This window comes from Frankia sp. EI5c (assembly GCF_001636565.1).
In the GTDB taxonomy this organism is placed as follows: domain Bacteria; phylum Actinomycetota; class Actinomycetes; order Frankiales; family Frankiaceae; genus Parafrankia.
Genome location: NZ_LRTK01000010.1, coordinates 53608 through 67374, shown reverse-complemented (window position 1 = coordinate 67374; position 13767 = coordinate 53608). Strand labels below are relative to the sequence as shown.

General features: G+C 71.0%; 10 protein-coding genes, 1 tRNA gene and 6 pseudogenes. 9 read left to right on the top strand and 8 right to left on the bottom strand.

Going from position 1 to position 13767, the window contains the following annotated elements; genetic code table 11:
- Positions 1-385: 385 nt before the first annotated feature.
- Genes UG55_RS08095 through UG55_RS28320 form a run of 4 tightly spaced genes read right to left on the bottom strand, consistent with a single transcriptional unit; the run spans position 386 to position 2764 of the window.
- Positions 386-1165 carry an MBL fold metallo-hydrolase gene (locus UG55_RS08095; protein ID WP_066065121.1) on the bottom strand — a complete coding sequence of 260 codons (780 nt, stop codon included), beginning with the start codon at positions 1163-1165 and terminating at the stop codon, positions 386-388.
- Positions 1165-2064, bottom strand: a complete 900-nt coding sequence (locus tag UG55_RS08090) for an NUDIX hydrolase (protein ID WP_066065118.1) — start codon at positions 2062-2064, stop codon at positions 1165-1167. The genes UG55_RS08095 and UG55_RS08090 overlap by 1 nt, the downstream gene beginning before the upstream one ends.
- A 40-nt stretch (positions 2065-2104) precedes the next feature.
- Positions 2105-2596, bottom strand: coding sequence for a RidA family protein (locus tag UG55_RS08085; RefSeq protein WP_066065114.1), 492 nt, complete (start codon positions 2594-2596; stop codon positions 2105-2107).
- Positions 2597-2605: 9 nt separating this feature from the next.
- Positions 2606-2764 carry a DUF4177 domain-containing protein gene (locus UG55_RS28320; protein ID WP_128422900.1) on the bottom strand — a complete coding sequence of 53 codons (159 nt, stop codon included), beginning with the start codon at positions 2762-2764 and terminating at the stop codon, positions 2606-2608.
- A 172-nt stretch (positions 2765-2936) separates the two neighbouring features.
- Here UG55_RS28320 and UG55_RS33665 point away from each other — a divergent pair.
- The 3 genes and pseudogenes from UG55_RS33665 to UG55_RS08075 all read left to right on the top strand — a co-directional run.
- Positions 2937-3427, top strand: a pseudogene (locus UG55_RS33665) (ArsA-related P-loop ATPase); the annotation flags it as partial.
- 82 nt (positions 3428-3509) lie between these two features.
- A pseudogene (locus UG55_RS45945) lies at positions 3510-3904 on the top strand (ATPase); the annotation flags it as partial.
- A gap of 272 nt (positions 3905-4176) precedes the next feature.
- Positions 4177-5337 (top strand): ArsA family ATPase, encoded by a 1161-nt coding sequence (locus UG55_RS08075; protein WP_396230841.1) that lies wholly within the window; start codon positions 4177-4179, stop codon positions 5335-5337.
- A gap of 402 nt (positions 5338-5739) precedes the next feature.
- Here the strand turns inward: UG55_RS08075 and UG55_RS08070 are convergent, their stop codons facing one another.
- Positions 5740-6096, bottom strand: a complete 357-nt coding sequence (locus tag UG55_RS08070) for a WhiB family transcriptional regulator (RefSeq protein WP_018637428.1) — start codon at positions 6094-6096, stop codon at positions 5740-5742.
- 689 nt (positions 6097-6785) lie between these two features.
- On the opposite strand from UG55_RS08070, the pseudogene UG55_RS33660 reads away from it, so the two are divergent.
- The 4 genes and pseudogenes from UG55_RS33660 to UG55_RS33645 form a co-directional block, all read left to right on the top strand.
- Positions 6786-7116 (top strand): annotated as a pseudogene (locus tag UG55_RS33660) (transglycosylase domain-containing protein); the annotation flags it as partial.
- A gap of 1 nt (position 7117) precedes the next feature.
- Positions 7118-8004 (top strand): annotated as a pseudogene (locus UG55_RS33655) (transglycosylase domain-containing protein); the annotation flags it as partial.
- 1 nt (position 8005) lies between these two features.
- A pseudogene (locus UG55_RS33650) lies at positions 8006-8747 on the top strand (penicillin-binding transpeptidase domain-containing protein); the annotation flags it as partial.
- A gap of 9 nt (positions 8748-8756) precedes the next feature.
- Positions 8757-9152: a PASTA domain-containing protein gene (locus UG55_RS33645; RefSeq protein WP_396230840.1), complete on the top strand. Its 396-nt coding sequence runs from the start codon at positions 8757-8759 to the stop codon at positions 9150-9152.
- A gap of 121 nt (positions 9153-9273) precedes the next feature.
- Here UG55_RS33645 and UG55_RS08060 read toward each other — a convergent pair whose 3' ends face one another.
- The gene (locus UG55_RS08060; RefSeq protein WP_066065289.1) at positions 9274-9732 is read right to left on the bottom strand and encodes a GatB/YqeY domain-containing protein; all 459 of its coding nucleotides are present in this window, start codon (positions 9730-9732) and stop codon (positions 9274-9276) included.
- A gap of 307 nt (positions 9733-10039) precedes the next feature.
- Here UG55_RS08060 and UG55_RS08055 point away from each other — a divergent pair, with 307 nt between their 5' ends.
- Both UG55_RS08055 and UG55_RS28315 read left to right on the top strand, forming a co-directional pair.
- Positions 10040-10960 (top strand): metallophosphoesterase, encoded by a 921-nt coding sequence (locus UG55_RS08055; RefSeq protein WP_066065107.1) that lies wholly within the window; start codon positions 10040-10042, stop codon positions 10958-10960.
- A gap of 787 nt (positions 10961-11747) precedes the next feature.
- Complete coding sequence (locus UG55_RS28315; RefSeq protein ID WP_128422899.1) at positions 11748-12275, top strand: hypothetical protein; 528 nt, start codon at positions 11748-11750, stop codon at positions 12273-12275.
- A gap of 262 nt (positions 12276-12537) precedes the next feature.
- Here the strand turns inward: UG55_RS28315 and UG55_RS08045 are convergent.
- Positions 12538-12614, bottom strand: a tRNA-Pro gene (locus UG55_RS08045).
- A 488-nt stretch (positions 12615-13102) separates the two neighbouring features.
- Positions 13103-13766 (bottom strand): annotated as a pseudogene (locus UG55_RS33640) (alpha/beta hydrolase domain-containing protein); the annotation flags it as partial.
- Position 13767 lies beyond the last annotated feature (1 nt).

Genomic DNA, 13767 nt, shown 5'->3' with positions numbered 1-13767 from the left:
CCGGCGCCGGGTCGAGCGCGGTGGGTCACGCCCCGCGAGTACGCGGATCCGCGGGCGTTACCAGGGGTCCGAATGGTTACAAAGCGCACGAGCCGTCTCCTCCGCCGGAAAGTTTAGTGGCCTTGGTCTCCCTTTCTGGATCAAGCTGTGTCGGATGACTGACCTGGGCGGGCCCGGGGGAACCGAGGGCGGGGGCCCGCCTCGGCGCTATTGTGGCGCAGGTCACTACGCTGCCCGCTTTTCGGGGGTACCCGGTTTTCCGCCGGTAGCTCCCGCCGGCCGCGGACGTCCGCGCGCGCCTCGGGCGGCGGCCGGCCGCGCCGCGGCCGGCGTGGCGGATGTCACGTGCCGGGGAGCGCGGCGACGGTCGCCCGCGCGGGCTGCCTCAGCGGGAATCGAGGTACTCGAGCTGGGCCCGGACGGACAGTTCCGCCGCCGGCCAGAGCGCCCGGTCCACGTCGGCGTAGACGAGGCGCACGACATCCGCCGGGGCCACCCGCCCGGCGGGCTCGCCCAGCTCGGCCAGCGCGGCGACCACCTGGTCGAGGCGCGCGGCCCGATGGTCCAGGTAGGCCTGCGCCGCCCGGCCGGCCGCCGGCAGCTCGGGACCGTGACCGGGCAACACCGTCATCTCACCGAGCTCGCGCAGCTGTCGCAGGCTCGCGAGATAGTCACCGAGCCGGCCGTCGGGATGCGCGACCACGGTGCTGCCCCGGCCCAGGATGGTGTCCCCGGTGAGCACCGCCTGGTGCCGGTCGTCCCCGGCGAGCACGAACGACAGCGAGTCGGCGGTGTGCCCGGGCGTGGCCAGCACACGCAGCTCGACGCCGGCGGTGGCGATGACGTCCCCGGCGCCCAGCCCCTCCGAGCCGAGCCGGTGCGCCGGGTCGAGGGCCCGCACCCGCGCACCGGTCAGGGCATGCAGCGTCGCCGCGCCCGCGCTGTGGTCCGCATGGCCGTGGGTGAGCAGGATGGCGTGCACCGGACCGGCCGCGGCCACCCGGGCGAGGTGCTCGTCGTGGTCCGGCCCGGGGTCGACCACGACGCAGCCGGCTTCGCCGGGGGCGCGCAGGATCCAGGTGTTCGTGCCTTCCAGGGTCATCGGGCCCGGGTTCGGTGCCAGCACGACGGCGGCCAGCGCGGTGACCTGGCGGGGAGCGCTCATCACGCGGTGGACCCGTCGATGTCCGCGGCCCGGGGGCGCAGATGGGGGAACAGCAGCCGCCAGCGGCCGGCGGAGACGTCGATCTCCGGCATGACGGGGGCGAGGTCCCGGCCCCGCGCGGCGGCGAGCACACCGGCGACGTCCTCGAACTCGGCCAGCTCGGCAAGGGTGAAGGCGGTCGGCGGCAGCATCGCCATCGCACCGGCGGTGAACCGGTCGAGCGCGTCCGCGGGGCGGATCCAGAGGACTCCGTCCGCCTCGGTCGAGGCGATGCCCGGCTGCTGGCCCGCGGGCAGCGCGGCGACGAAGAAACGCGTGTCGTAGCGGCGGGGCTCAAGCTCCGGCGCGACCCAGCGGGTCCAGGCCGCGAGCAGGTCCGCGCGCAGCGCCAGCGAGCGGCGGCCGAGGACGTCCGCGAGACCGAGGCGGCGGTCCTCCATGGCCTGGCGGTCAGCGGCCAGCCCGGGGACGTCACGCAGGTCGGTGGTCTCCTCCCGGCCACTGGCCGCGGTGGCGAGCAGGACCCCGCACTCCTCGAAGGTCTCCCGCACCGCGGCGCAGACCAGGGCCCGGGCCTTCGCGGGATCCGGGTCCAGCCCCGGCATCACCTCGGCCACCGGCGGGCCCAGCCAGGGAAGGGTGTCGTCGCTGTCGGCCGGATCGAGCCGGCCGCCCGGAAAGGCGTACATGCCGCCGGCGAACGACATCGTGGTGGTGCGCCGGAGCATGTAGGCCTCGATACCGCCACCGGCCGGCGCGTCGCGCAGCAGGATGACCGTCGAGGCGTCCCGCGGAACCGCCGGTGACGCGGCCAGCCGGGCCAGCGCGGCCGCCTCGTCGGCAGCCACCCGGCGAGGACTGCCGAACCGGGTGATCAGCTCCGCCTGATGATCAACCATGTCTTCCGATAGTAGACACCGCGGCCGGCGGACGGCGGGGTCAGCCGGCCACGCGGGCCACCAGCTCGATCTCCACCGGGGCTCCCAACGGCAGGGCCGCGACCCCGACGGCCGACCTGGCATGCCGGCCGGCGTCACCGAACACAGCGGCGAGCAGCTCGCTCGCGCCGTTCACCACCGCCGGTTGCGCGGTGAATCCCGGTGCGCTGGCGACGAATCCGACGACCTTCACGATGCGGGCCAGCGCGTCGAGCCCGCCCGCCGCGCCGGCCGCCGCGGCGAGCGCGTTCAGCGCGCACACCCGGGCCAGTTCCGCGGCCCGCTCGGCGCTGATCTGGTCGCCGACCAGGCCGGTGGCCGCGAGGCTGCCGTCGACGAGCGGGAGCTGCCCCGCCGTCCAGACCAGCTCACCGTCGCGGACGGCCGGGAGGTAGGCCCCCGCCGGAGTGGGCACCGCCGGCAGGACCAGGCCGAGTTCGGCGAGCCGCTCGGACGGCCGCGCGGCGCCCGCGGGGAGCACGGGGGAGGCCACGGCGCGCGCCTAGGCCTTGGGCCGCTTGAAGTACGCGACCAGGCTCTCGGGGTTCGGCCCGGGGACCACCTGGACGAGCTCCCAGCCGTCCTCGCCGAAGTTGTCGAGGATCTGCTTGGTGGCGTGGATCAGGAGCGGGGCGGTCATGTACTCCCACTTGGTCTGCATGACCTTGGACCCTAGAGCATCACAGCACTGTCACCGGCCGGGTGGGCGTTCGTCACCGCTCGGGGTCGGCCGGGCGGGTGTGCCCGTCAGGACCCACGGCCCCCGGGTACGGTCGAGCACGTGACCGGTGACGACAGGCCGCACCAGACGGCCGTTGGGCTCTGGGACCGCNGGCTGCACATCGTCACCGGTAAGGGCGGCACAGGAAAGACCACGATCGCGGGCGCCCTCGCCGTGGCGCTGGCCACCGGCGGGCACCGGGTGCTGCTCACGGAGGTCGAGGGCCGGCAGCAGATCGCCCAGCTCTTCGACACCCCGCCGCTGCCCTACCGGGAGCGGAAGGTGGCGAGCGCCCCCGGCGGTGGCGAGGTGTTCGCCCTCGCCATCGACGCGGACGAAGCGCTCCTGGAATACCTGGAGATGTTCTACAACCTGCGCCGTGCCGGCCGCGCGCTCGGCCGGGTCGGCGCGGTCGACTTCGCCACGACCGTCGCCCCCGGGGTCCGGGACGTGCTGCTCACCGGAAAGGTGAAGGAGGCCGTCAACCGGCCGGACGGGACGCGGCCGAGCGGGCTCGCCTATGACGCGGTGGTCCTGGACGCGCCCCCCACCGGCCGGATCGCACGGTTCCTGAACGTCTCGGCGGAGGTCGCCGGGCTGGCCNAAATGGGTCCGATCCGAGCCCAGGCCGAGGCCGTGATGAAGGTGCTTGCCCCGGAACGGGCCGCGGTGCACCTGGTCACCNTGCTGGAGGAGATGCCCGTCCAGGAGACGGTCGACGGGATCGGCGAGCTGTGCGAGGTGGGCCTGCCGGTCGGCGCCGTCGTCGTGAACATGGTGCGCAGCCCGCTGCTCGCGCCCGACGAGCTGGAGCTGGCCCGGCGCGGCGAGCTCGACCACGAGGAACTCGCGACCGGAGTCAAGGAGGCCGGCATCGAGCCGACCGAGGAACTGCTCGCCTCGCTGGCCTGGGAGGCGGCCCAGCACGCGGAGCGGGTCGCGCTGGAGTCGGCGCAGCGCGCGCAGATCGCCGGCCTGGACCGTCCGGTATGTGAGGTGCCGCTGATGGCTGACGGGGTAGACCTCGGCACGCTCTACCGGATCGCGGAGATCCTGCGGGCGCAGCGGATGAGCGCGTGACTCCCGCCGCCCGTGAGCCCGACGACGCCGGGCCACCGCGCCGCGCGACCGCGGGTCGGGCGAAGTCGAGCCGCCCCGCGTCCGGCCGGCCGACCTCAGGTCGGTCCGGGTCAGGCCGCGCCACAGGCCAGTCGGGCTCGGGCCAGTCGGGCTCGGGCCGGTCGGCGTCAGGCAAGGCAGTGTCAGGCAAGGCAGCGTCGGGCAAGGCAGCGTCGGGCAAGGCAGCGTCGGGCAAGGCGGCGCCAGGCCGGTCGGCGTCGAACGGCCCGGCGCTGAGCCGACCGGCGTCCCGGCCCCATCCGTCCGGAGTGCCGCGTCTCGACGTGGACGCGATGCTCGACTCCGAACGGATCATCGTCTGCTGCGGCTCGGGGGGTGTCGGCAAGACGACGACCGCCGCCGCGCTCGCGCTGCGGGCGGCCGAGCGCGGGCGGCGCGTGGTCGTGCTGACCATCGACCCCGCGCGTCGACTGGCCCAGTCGCTCGGCCTCACCGCGCTGGACAACACTCCCCGCGAGGTCGGTGGAGTGGACGGCTCGGCCGGTGGCCGGCTCGACGCGATGATGCTCGACATGAAGCGGACGTTCGACGAGATCGTCCTCGACCACAGCACACCCGAACGCGCCGAGGCGTTGCTGGCGAACCCCTTCTACCAGTCGCTGTCCTCCTCCTTCGCCGGCACCCAGGAGTACATGGCGATGGAGAAACTGGGCCAGCTGGACGCCAGTGGCCTTTGGGACCTGATCGTCGTCGACACTCCGCCGACTCGCTCCGCGCTGGACTTCCTGGATGCGCCGGGCCGGCTGGGCGATTTCCTCGACGGGCGGCTGCTGCGTGTGCTGCTGGCACCGGCGAAGGCCGGGGGGCGGGCCTACGCGAAGGTCCTGGGCGCCGGTCTGGGCATGTTCACCAGGGTCATCACCAAGGTGCTCGGTGCTCAGCTGCTCACCGACCTGAGCCAGTTCGTCGCCGCGCTGGAGACGATGTTCGGCGGCTTCCGCGCCCGCGCGGACCAGACGTTCCGTCTGCTCGCCGCGCCCGGCACTTCGTTCGTCGTGGTGGCCGCGCCGGAGGCGGCCGCGCTGCGGGAGGCGTCCTACTTCGTGGATCGGCTTGACGCCGACGGCATGCCGCTGGCCGGCCTCATCGTCAATCGGATGCACTTCTGTGACACGTCAGGGCTCACCGTCGAGCGCGGGGCGGCCGGTGCGGAGACGCTGAACGAACACGGCGAGCATCCGTTGGCCGCGGCGGTGCTGCGGATCCATGCCGACCGGGCCCGGCTTGCCGAGCGTGAGATCCGGCTGCGTGAGCGGTTCACCAGCGCGCATCCGGACACTGCGCTCGTCGAGGTCGAGGCGCTGGCCGAGGACGTCCATGATCTGGCCGGATTGCGTGAGATCGGCCGGGCGATGGCTGCCCTGGCCACCTGAGCGAGCCCTGCTTACCTGAGCAAGCGCTGGCACCTGAGCGGGCGCTGGCTGCCTGAGCGCGCCTGTGCCTGCGTCTGCGCCGGCGCGTCCGAGCCGGAGACGAGAAGGCGCTTAGGTGCGCGACCCGCGCTGATACAGCCCAACCCGAAATGCGGCCCCNGGAATCGCGCCGGTGCGATGTGCACCCGGGTCCAAAGAGGGCCCTCCGCCTGTTTGGGCCATGCACGACAAGCGTGCAACCCAGGATCTTGCGGGGGACCAGCGCCACTGATGGAGACTTCACCGCCCATCCGGGCTATATCGCGACGCGGATGGAAACAACTGTGCGTTACCGGTGTTACCTGACGTGGTGGTGCCCGTTCGACCCCGCTGTCGTCGGACACCGCCGGGTGAGGGTCGGGNCTAGCCCGCGGACGCGGACCGGTGATCCGCCTGGGCGTCGGCGAGGAGCTTCCGCCAGGAGGTGACGTCCGGGCGGCGGCGAAGGAGAGCACGGCGCTCCCGTTCGGTCATTCCACCCCAGACGCCGAACTCGACCTGGTTGTCGAGAGCGTCCGCCAGGCATTCGGTGCGTACGACGCAGCCGAAGCACCTGGTCTTCACCCGGTTCTGGGCGGCCCCCTGGACGAAGAGCTCGTCCGGGTCGAGGTCGCGACAGGCGGCGTGCGCCGTCCAGTCGCCGTCGGCGGTGGAGCCGACGAGCCCGGTCGTACTGGTACGGCGTGACAGGCTGACGGTCGGGGTCAGGCTTCTGGTCATGCCACCTGCCTTTCTTCTCGAGTCCGGGTCAGGGGGCCCGTGCGGGTGGTGACGTGGCGTTGACCCGAAACCGTACGGAGTGGCGTGGCCACGGCACAGACCCCACACGGGTGGTTGTCCAAATGACTAGTCCGGGCCATTGATCCCGATCGCCGCAGTAGTGCGGTCTGTGACAGACGTGTGTCAGTTCNGTGACGCCGACGTGACTCTGCTGTGGCGTCGTAGTCTTAGTTCGATGAGATGGCGCTTACGCCAGCTCGCACATTGGATCACAGGTTGTGGATCAGCGCAGTACTGGATCATCGCCTCGGCCTCGGCCGGTGCGGGTACCTGCCGAAAGCCGGCATCGTTGACGGCAGCGGAGGACTCGAGCGGANGGTCCCGGGCTCAGTGTTCATACCAGGCCGAACCACAAGTAAGGAGCCGGTTCCGGGCAGGTGCGCCCGTGCCGAGTTCCGCCTGCGGCCCCCCGGGGCGGTGACGCCCCGTCCTGTCTGGGTGGACTGGCGCACCAGCGTCGTTCACGGGGTCCGTCCGTGAAGCGCCCAGATCTCCGGAGGTCCCTCCGGCGGCGTACCGGTGGCGGCGGGGAACAGGAGAACGTTCCCGCCGGCGGACGGGTCGGGCCACCCGCGGCGCGTCGTCGCCAGGTCACACCGAAACGACTTCTCGGTGTCCTTGCCGCCAGTATGGCGGCCGGAGTGCTGGTCGGCATGCTGGCGCTGCCGGTCGTCGGCCTGGTGGGAGTCACGGCCAAAGGCGGAGCGGACCATTTCCTCTCACTGCCGGCGAATCTCACCGTCCCGCCGTTGGCGCAGCCTTCGCGGATCCTGGACTCGGCCGGAAACGAGATCGCGGTACTCCGCGGTGAACAGGACCGCGAACTGGTCGCACTCGACCAGGTGCCGCAGCCGATGCGCCAGGCGATCATCGACATCGAGGACGCCCGCTTCTACGAGCATTCGGGTGTCGACTACCGCGGAATGATCCGCGCCTACCTGGCGAACCAGGAGTCCGGCGNGGTCACCCAGGGCGGCTCGACGCTGACCCAGCAGTACGTGAAGAACGTCCTGCTGACGTCGGCCAGGACCACGGTGGAAAAGGAGCAGGCAACCGAGCAGACGGTCGACCGAAAGCTCCGCGAGGCCCGCTATGCGCTCTACCTGGAAGATCACCTGAGCAAGGACGAGATCCTCGAGCGCTATCTCAACATCGCCTACTTCGGTGACGGTGCCTACGGCGTCCAGGCGGCCGCGCACCACTACTTCAACATCGACGTCAGCAAGCTCACGCTCACCCAGTCGGCGTTGCTCGCGGGCCTGGTCAAGAATCCCACGGCCTACAACCCGGTGCTGCACCCCCAGGCGGCGCGGGAACGCCGGAACACGGTTCTCGGCAGAATGCACGATCTCGGGCACGTGGACACCGCCGTCTGGGAGGCGGCCCGGAACGAGGAGGTCGTGCTGGACCGGCCGGCCCGGTCGGTCGACGCCTGCAAGGACTCCTCCGCTCCGTACTTCTGCTCCTACGTCCGCCAGGTCCTGCTTGCCGACCGGACGTTCGCCGCGACGAAGGAGGACGCCCAGCGCCTGCTGTTCGAGGGCGGCCTGACCATCAGGACCACGCTCGACCCCGTCGCGCAGGGCGCGGCGCAGACCTCCGCGGAAGAGGTGATCCCGGTCGGGGAGCGAGTCGCCGCCGGGGTCGTGATGATGCAGCCGGGCACCGGCAACGTGCTCGCGCTCGCCCAGAACCGGCAGTACGGGGACCCCGTCGACAATCTCCCGCCGGCGCTCACCAGCGACTTCACCCACACGAGGGAGATCTACCCGGTCGACGAGGACTCGTTCTCGCCCGGCTCGACCTTCAAGGTGTTCACGCTGGCGGCCGCGCTGGAGAACAACATCCNGCTGTCGACCACCTTCCACTCACCCCTGTGCTATCCGTCGGTGAAGTTCGACAACCCGGATTCGGGTGGGAAGAAGTGCTACGGAAACGCCGACCCGAGCGAGGACGGCTTCTACTCGTTGACCACCGCGACCTGGAGCTCGGTCAACACCTACTACATCCAGCTCGCCGAGCAGCTCGGCGTTCTGAAGACCGCCGAGATGGCCCGCCGGCTCGGGGTCAGCTCCTGCCGCATCCGGCCGGCCGGAGAGAACGACCCGGAATGCAAGAACGTCAACGGAATCAGCTCCGTGGATGGTTCGGCGATCCTCGGCTCCAACGAGATCAGCACGCTGGACCTCGCCACCGCGTACGCGACGCTCGCCGCGCGCGGAAACCGCTGCCATCCCCGGGTGGTGCTGTCCATCACCCAGCGGATCGGCACCGCGGACCGGCCGCTGGCCTTCGACACCGGAAAGCCGTGCGAGCAGGTGCTCGACCCGGCGATCGCGGACACCGTGGCAGCGGTTCTCCAGGGCGTCATCAACCACGGAACCGCTTCGGGCAATGCCCGGATCGGCCGCCCCGCGGCCGGTAAGACGGGCACCGCCGAAGGCTTCAGCACCGCGTCGTTCGCGGGATACATCCCGCAGCTGGCGACCGCTGTCACGTTGGCCGACCCGCGTGGCCCGACAGCCCATCAGCTGCGCAACGTCCTGGGCAGCCGACAGGTTTTCGGTGGCGGTTTCCCGGCCCAGATCTGGNCCCGCACCATGACCCGGACGATTGACGGTCTGGCGCTGCCGGTCATGCCGCTGCCGCAGCCGGACAACACGCAGCCGCAGGTGCCGAAGAAGATGCTGCCGGATGTCCGCGGCCAGCTTCAGCAGGTCGCCGAGGCCGCGCTGCGAGAGCAGGGATTCCGGGTGCGGTTGACGACAGTGCCGCATCTGGCGCAACCCGGGATCGTCGTCGGCATGTCGCCGGAGCCCGGCGAGACCTCGCTCGACACCGAGGTCGTGCTGCAGGTGTCCGGCGGGCTCACCGGGGCGTCGCTGCTGCCGAACGGCATCAATCCGCGCCCCGGCGCGACCGTCACCCCGCCGACGGTGAACGAGCGTTTCGGCCGGAACCAGCTGCCGGACCTACGCGATCGGCTCCGCGGGTAGTCATCCGACCGGGTCCGGATAGTCCGACGGACTACCCGGACCCGGCCAGACAGCCCCTTCCGGCTGTTCAGTGCCCGGATTTCAATCAGCGATGTCGGGTGGGACGGGCTCCAGCCGCCTCTCAGGCGCTACTCAAACGTGCCCGGACGAGTTCTGACACCCGCTTTCCGTCCGCGCGACCCGCCACTCGGGCCTGTGTGGCCTTCATCACCTGGCCCATGGCCTTCAGGTCGGTGACCCCGAGCTCGGCCAGGACGCCGTCCACGATGGCGGTCAGCTCCTCGTCGCCGAGCTGGCTGGGCAGGTAGCCGGCGAGCACGTCACCCTCCGCCCGCTCGCGGCTGGACTGCTCGGTGCGGCCCGCGGCCGCGAACGCCTCGGCGGCCTCCCGCCGCTTGCGGACCTCGCGGGCCAGGATCTTCTGGACCTCCGCGTCGTCAAGCTCCCGGGCGGCACTGCCGGCGACCTCCGCGTCCTTCACCGCGGCGAGGGCAAGGCGCAGCGTCGACAACCGCAGCTCGTCACGGGCACGCATCGCGCCGGTGAGATCGTCACGCAGCTGCTCCTTGAGTGTGCTCATGGTCATCGAGACTACGGCGCGCAGCGGCCCGCGGCCACGCGGTTTACCCGCTGCCGGAAGCCGCGGCCACGGGTTCCGCGGCGCGGGCGGCCACGGGTTCCGCGGCCACGGGCTCCCCCGGCGCGGGCGGCGCGGCCGGCGGCACCCCGCTGGGACACGGCGGCCTCGGCGGGACGGGGAGAGCGGGGGGTGGCCCCGCGTGGGCGAGACTTGGGGGATGCGACCGAGACGTGCGACCCGCGTGCCGCGGCCGACCCCGGCTCTGACCCCGGCTGCGGGACCCGGACCTCGCTCCGCCGCGCGGCCGGTGCGTGCCCCCGCGGGGCGGCCCGGCCTCACCCGCGCGGTGTGGGGCCTGGCAGCCGCCGGTGTGGGGACGGCCCTCTACGCGGGCGGCTACGAGCGCACGTCCTACACCCTGCGCCGGCGGGAGGTGCCGGTGCTGGCCCAGGGGCGCCCGCCGCTGCGCCTGCTGCACATCTCGGACCTGCACGTGACCCCGAACCAGCGCGGCAAGTTCGCCTGGCTGTCGGACCTGGCGCGACTGGTGCCGGATCTCGTCGTACTTACCGGTGACGTGCTCTCCGACCGGCGGGCGCAGGCGCCGTTGCTGGCCGCCCTCGAACCCCTCTTCAACTTCCCCGGCCTGTTCGTGCCGGGGAACAACGACTACCACGCACCTACCCTGCGCAGCCCGCACCACTACCTGAAGCGTGACAACGAGCCCAGGCCGACGGGCGCGTCGCTGGACTGGGACGGCTTCGCCCGGGAACTCGCCGCCGCCAGCGGCTGGCTGGAGCTGACCAACCGCCGCGCGTCGATCGAGATCGCTGGCCGCGGCCTGGACCTGCGCGGCGTGGATGACGCCCGGCTGCGCCGCGACCGGACCGCCCTCGTCGCGGGGCCGCCGGAACGCGGCACGGAACTGGCCCTCGGGCTCTCCCACACCCCGGAGCCGCGCGTCCTGGACGCCTTCGCCGCCGACGGGGTGCACCTGATCCTCTCCGGACACACCCACGGGGGGCAGATCCGGCTGCCGTACTTCGGCGCGCTGGTCACGAACTGCGGCCTCGACCGTGACCGGGCCTGGGGCCTGTCCCAGTGGCCCGCCGGCGGACGGAGTTCCTGGCTGCACGTGTCCGCCGGGCTCGGGACGTCTCCGTTCGCGCCGTTCCGCCTCAACTGCCGCCCCGAAGCGACCCTGCTGACCCTGACCGCGCCGAGCTGATCGTTCCCGGCTGGACCGTCTGGTACCGCATCAGGCCGTTTGCCCGCTGTCTACGACGCTTCGTTGATGGTCAGGCGAAAGCGCCACCAGCGTTGCTGGTCACGCCGTGTGGTCAACTACTTTCGGTAGCCAAAGAGGGGCAAGCTTGGTGCAGACAGANGGCGGGCGCCTCGCCGCAACACGGAGAGTGTCGAGAATTCGCTCCTGACTCCGTCGTGGAACGGTCTGTCTTCCGCGGGCGTTCTCCGGTAGGCCTATTTGATCATGTGATGCTTACTCCACGCTATATGTCCAGGTCATAGGCCCATTATTTTATCCGGCAACCAAGCGGTCACGACTTTCTCGGGAGAAGGCATCGCCGGCGTCGGTGCCCACCGCTATGCTTCTTCCAGATCCTGGTCCTCCGCCCGCACTCCCCAGCCGCCGCTGGCCGTCGCGAATGCGCGTCGTCCCGCCTTTTGTTCCGTGGCTGTACGCGCCTTCTTCAGTAGTCCTCGCTCATAGACCAGGGCATCGACCCGGAGGCGGTGCCGCCGGGCGGGCCTCGCACCGTGGCTGAGACACAGAAACTGTTGGACATGGCGGCGACCGACTGTGCCGCCATTACAGTCAGCGATACACCGAATCCCGGCAGTCGGCCGAGTCCCACAGTGGGATCAGATGTTCAGATCCAGAGCCAGCATGTCCGGGCACGCCCCCCGGTCCTCCGCACCCGCCAGTTGGCCCTGGTCCCCGCAAGCCCCGAGCGGTAGCCGTTTCGGTGCGCTTTGTCAGAGAGGGTAGTGTGATGACGATCAGAGACTGGGCTGGCGTACCTGTTGGGCGGGTGGCAGCGGTTGTCGCCGCCGCGGCTATTCCGACCGCATACACCGGCTGGGCAAATCCAGTGCCCGCCCATGCGGCGGAGGAGGCTGCGACGCAGACTGCCAAATGCGACCCGAACGCGCATGCTGTCACGCTTGTAGATACCGTGCCAATGATCTATCATCAGTTGTCTTATTATCGTGAGCCTCTGTGGGTGGACCCAACTAATATCGCGGGTCAGGTTCAGCTGCGGTACAGCGAAGAATGTCGAATGGTCCAGGCGGTCGGGAGTCTGATCAACCCGTTGCCGCAAGGTAAAGTGGCGAGGGTCAGTACTGTTCAGACGTACTACACCCACGAGACGGCTGGTTGTGACATCCCGGTCGGGGGTTACGGGTGCACCACCGCCTGGTCCGACGATGCGGACATCCTGCAATATGCTGAGGCGGATGTCACACCGACCGATCCCGATGCACGCTATTACTGGGGTGGGCACACCATCGCCTACTGACCGTTCAGGTCAGTGTGTCAATGGCTAGTGCCTCGTGATCCGGTCCCGCCAGGCTGTCGCGCCCCACGGCTGCTGGCCTCGCGCTCCAACCGGCAATCGTGGTCTTCCGCACCCGCCTCATCGGACGAGGTGACTGTGTGAGCCNGCCCCGACTCGGCCCGGAACGACCAGCCCACCAGAGCGCACGATCGCTCCACCCGCGCACACAAAAACAGCCGGACCCACACGTGGGTCCGGCTGCCTGATGTCACCTGACATCACATGGTCGGGGTGGCGGGATTCGAACCCACGACCTCTTCGTCCCGAACGAAGCGCGCTACCAAGCTGCGCCACACCCCGTGAACCGCGGCTTAGCGTACCAGATAGCGGGAGGCTGACGACGAGGCGGAGTGCCCCGAACGGCGCTCCGTCCGCGGCGGACAGGGGCGGCAGCGCCACCCTCCGGACGACAGCCGAGCCGGAACGGGACGAACGGCGTGATCCCGAGGCCACCGCGGTCGCGGCGCCGGGCAGCTCGGCGCCGGCGGCGTCACGGTGTCGCTCTTGTCGTGGCCTCGGCGGGCGTCGGGCCCCGTCGGGTCGGTCGATCTCTGACACCTGGACGCCTTCCGCACACAGGAAGCGTGCCAGCACGGCCCCGTTCTGCGTCGTCCCGGCCCGCCGGCGAGCTGCTGCCCAGCGGTTGACCAGTGCAGGGGCCTGATCCGGGAGCCGGGTCAGGCCCCTGCACTGCTGTCTGTTGTGCCAGGGGGCAGTCGTACACGGGCCAGATCGAACGCCCCGCTTGAGCGCACCTATGACTTGCTGCGCGAGTTACGGCTCAGCGGTCATGCGGGTAGGCGCCCAGGTTGGGCGAAGGCGAGCAGGGCGTCGCGATCGCCGGGCAACGCGTAGCCGGCCTGGACGGCTGCGTCGGTGCCGGCCTCGTACCGCTGCTGGTACTCGGCGCGAGACGGGTAGAGCTGCGCCAGAGTGCTCTGGGACAGCGGTTTGGTCGAGCCCAGCAGCAGGCAGATCGCGGACAGTTTGGGGCCGGGGTCGCCCGAAAGCTGGTCCACCGGTACGTCGACGGGCGGCGTGCGGACACCGCCGAGGGCGTTGCCGTTGCCGTCGCGGCGGATGCTCTTGAAGATGAGCCCGTGCAGGGTGATCCGCTCCGCGGTGACCGGCGGGCGGCCGGAGTCCACCCAGGTGACCAGGGCGTTCAGGCCGGCCTTGGCGACGACGTGCAGCGGGCCGTTGTTGATCGGCACACCGCAGTCGATCGGGGCGGCGTTCGCGCCGAGCAGGTGGGCGTCGGCGTGCGCCGTGCCCGGGACCTCCCACAGCCGGAAGCGGTCGTTGTCGGGCTGCCGGGCCGCCACCGAGTTGAGGATGCTGAGCAGGTCCGTTTCGGTCTGGACGTCCATCACGGGTGCGGCCTGGTCGGTGCGGAAGATCGTCGTCGTGCCGGCGAGCAGCGCGCTCGTCAGGTCGGCGCTCTTGCCCGGGN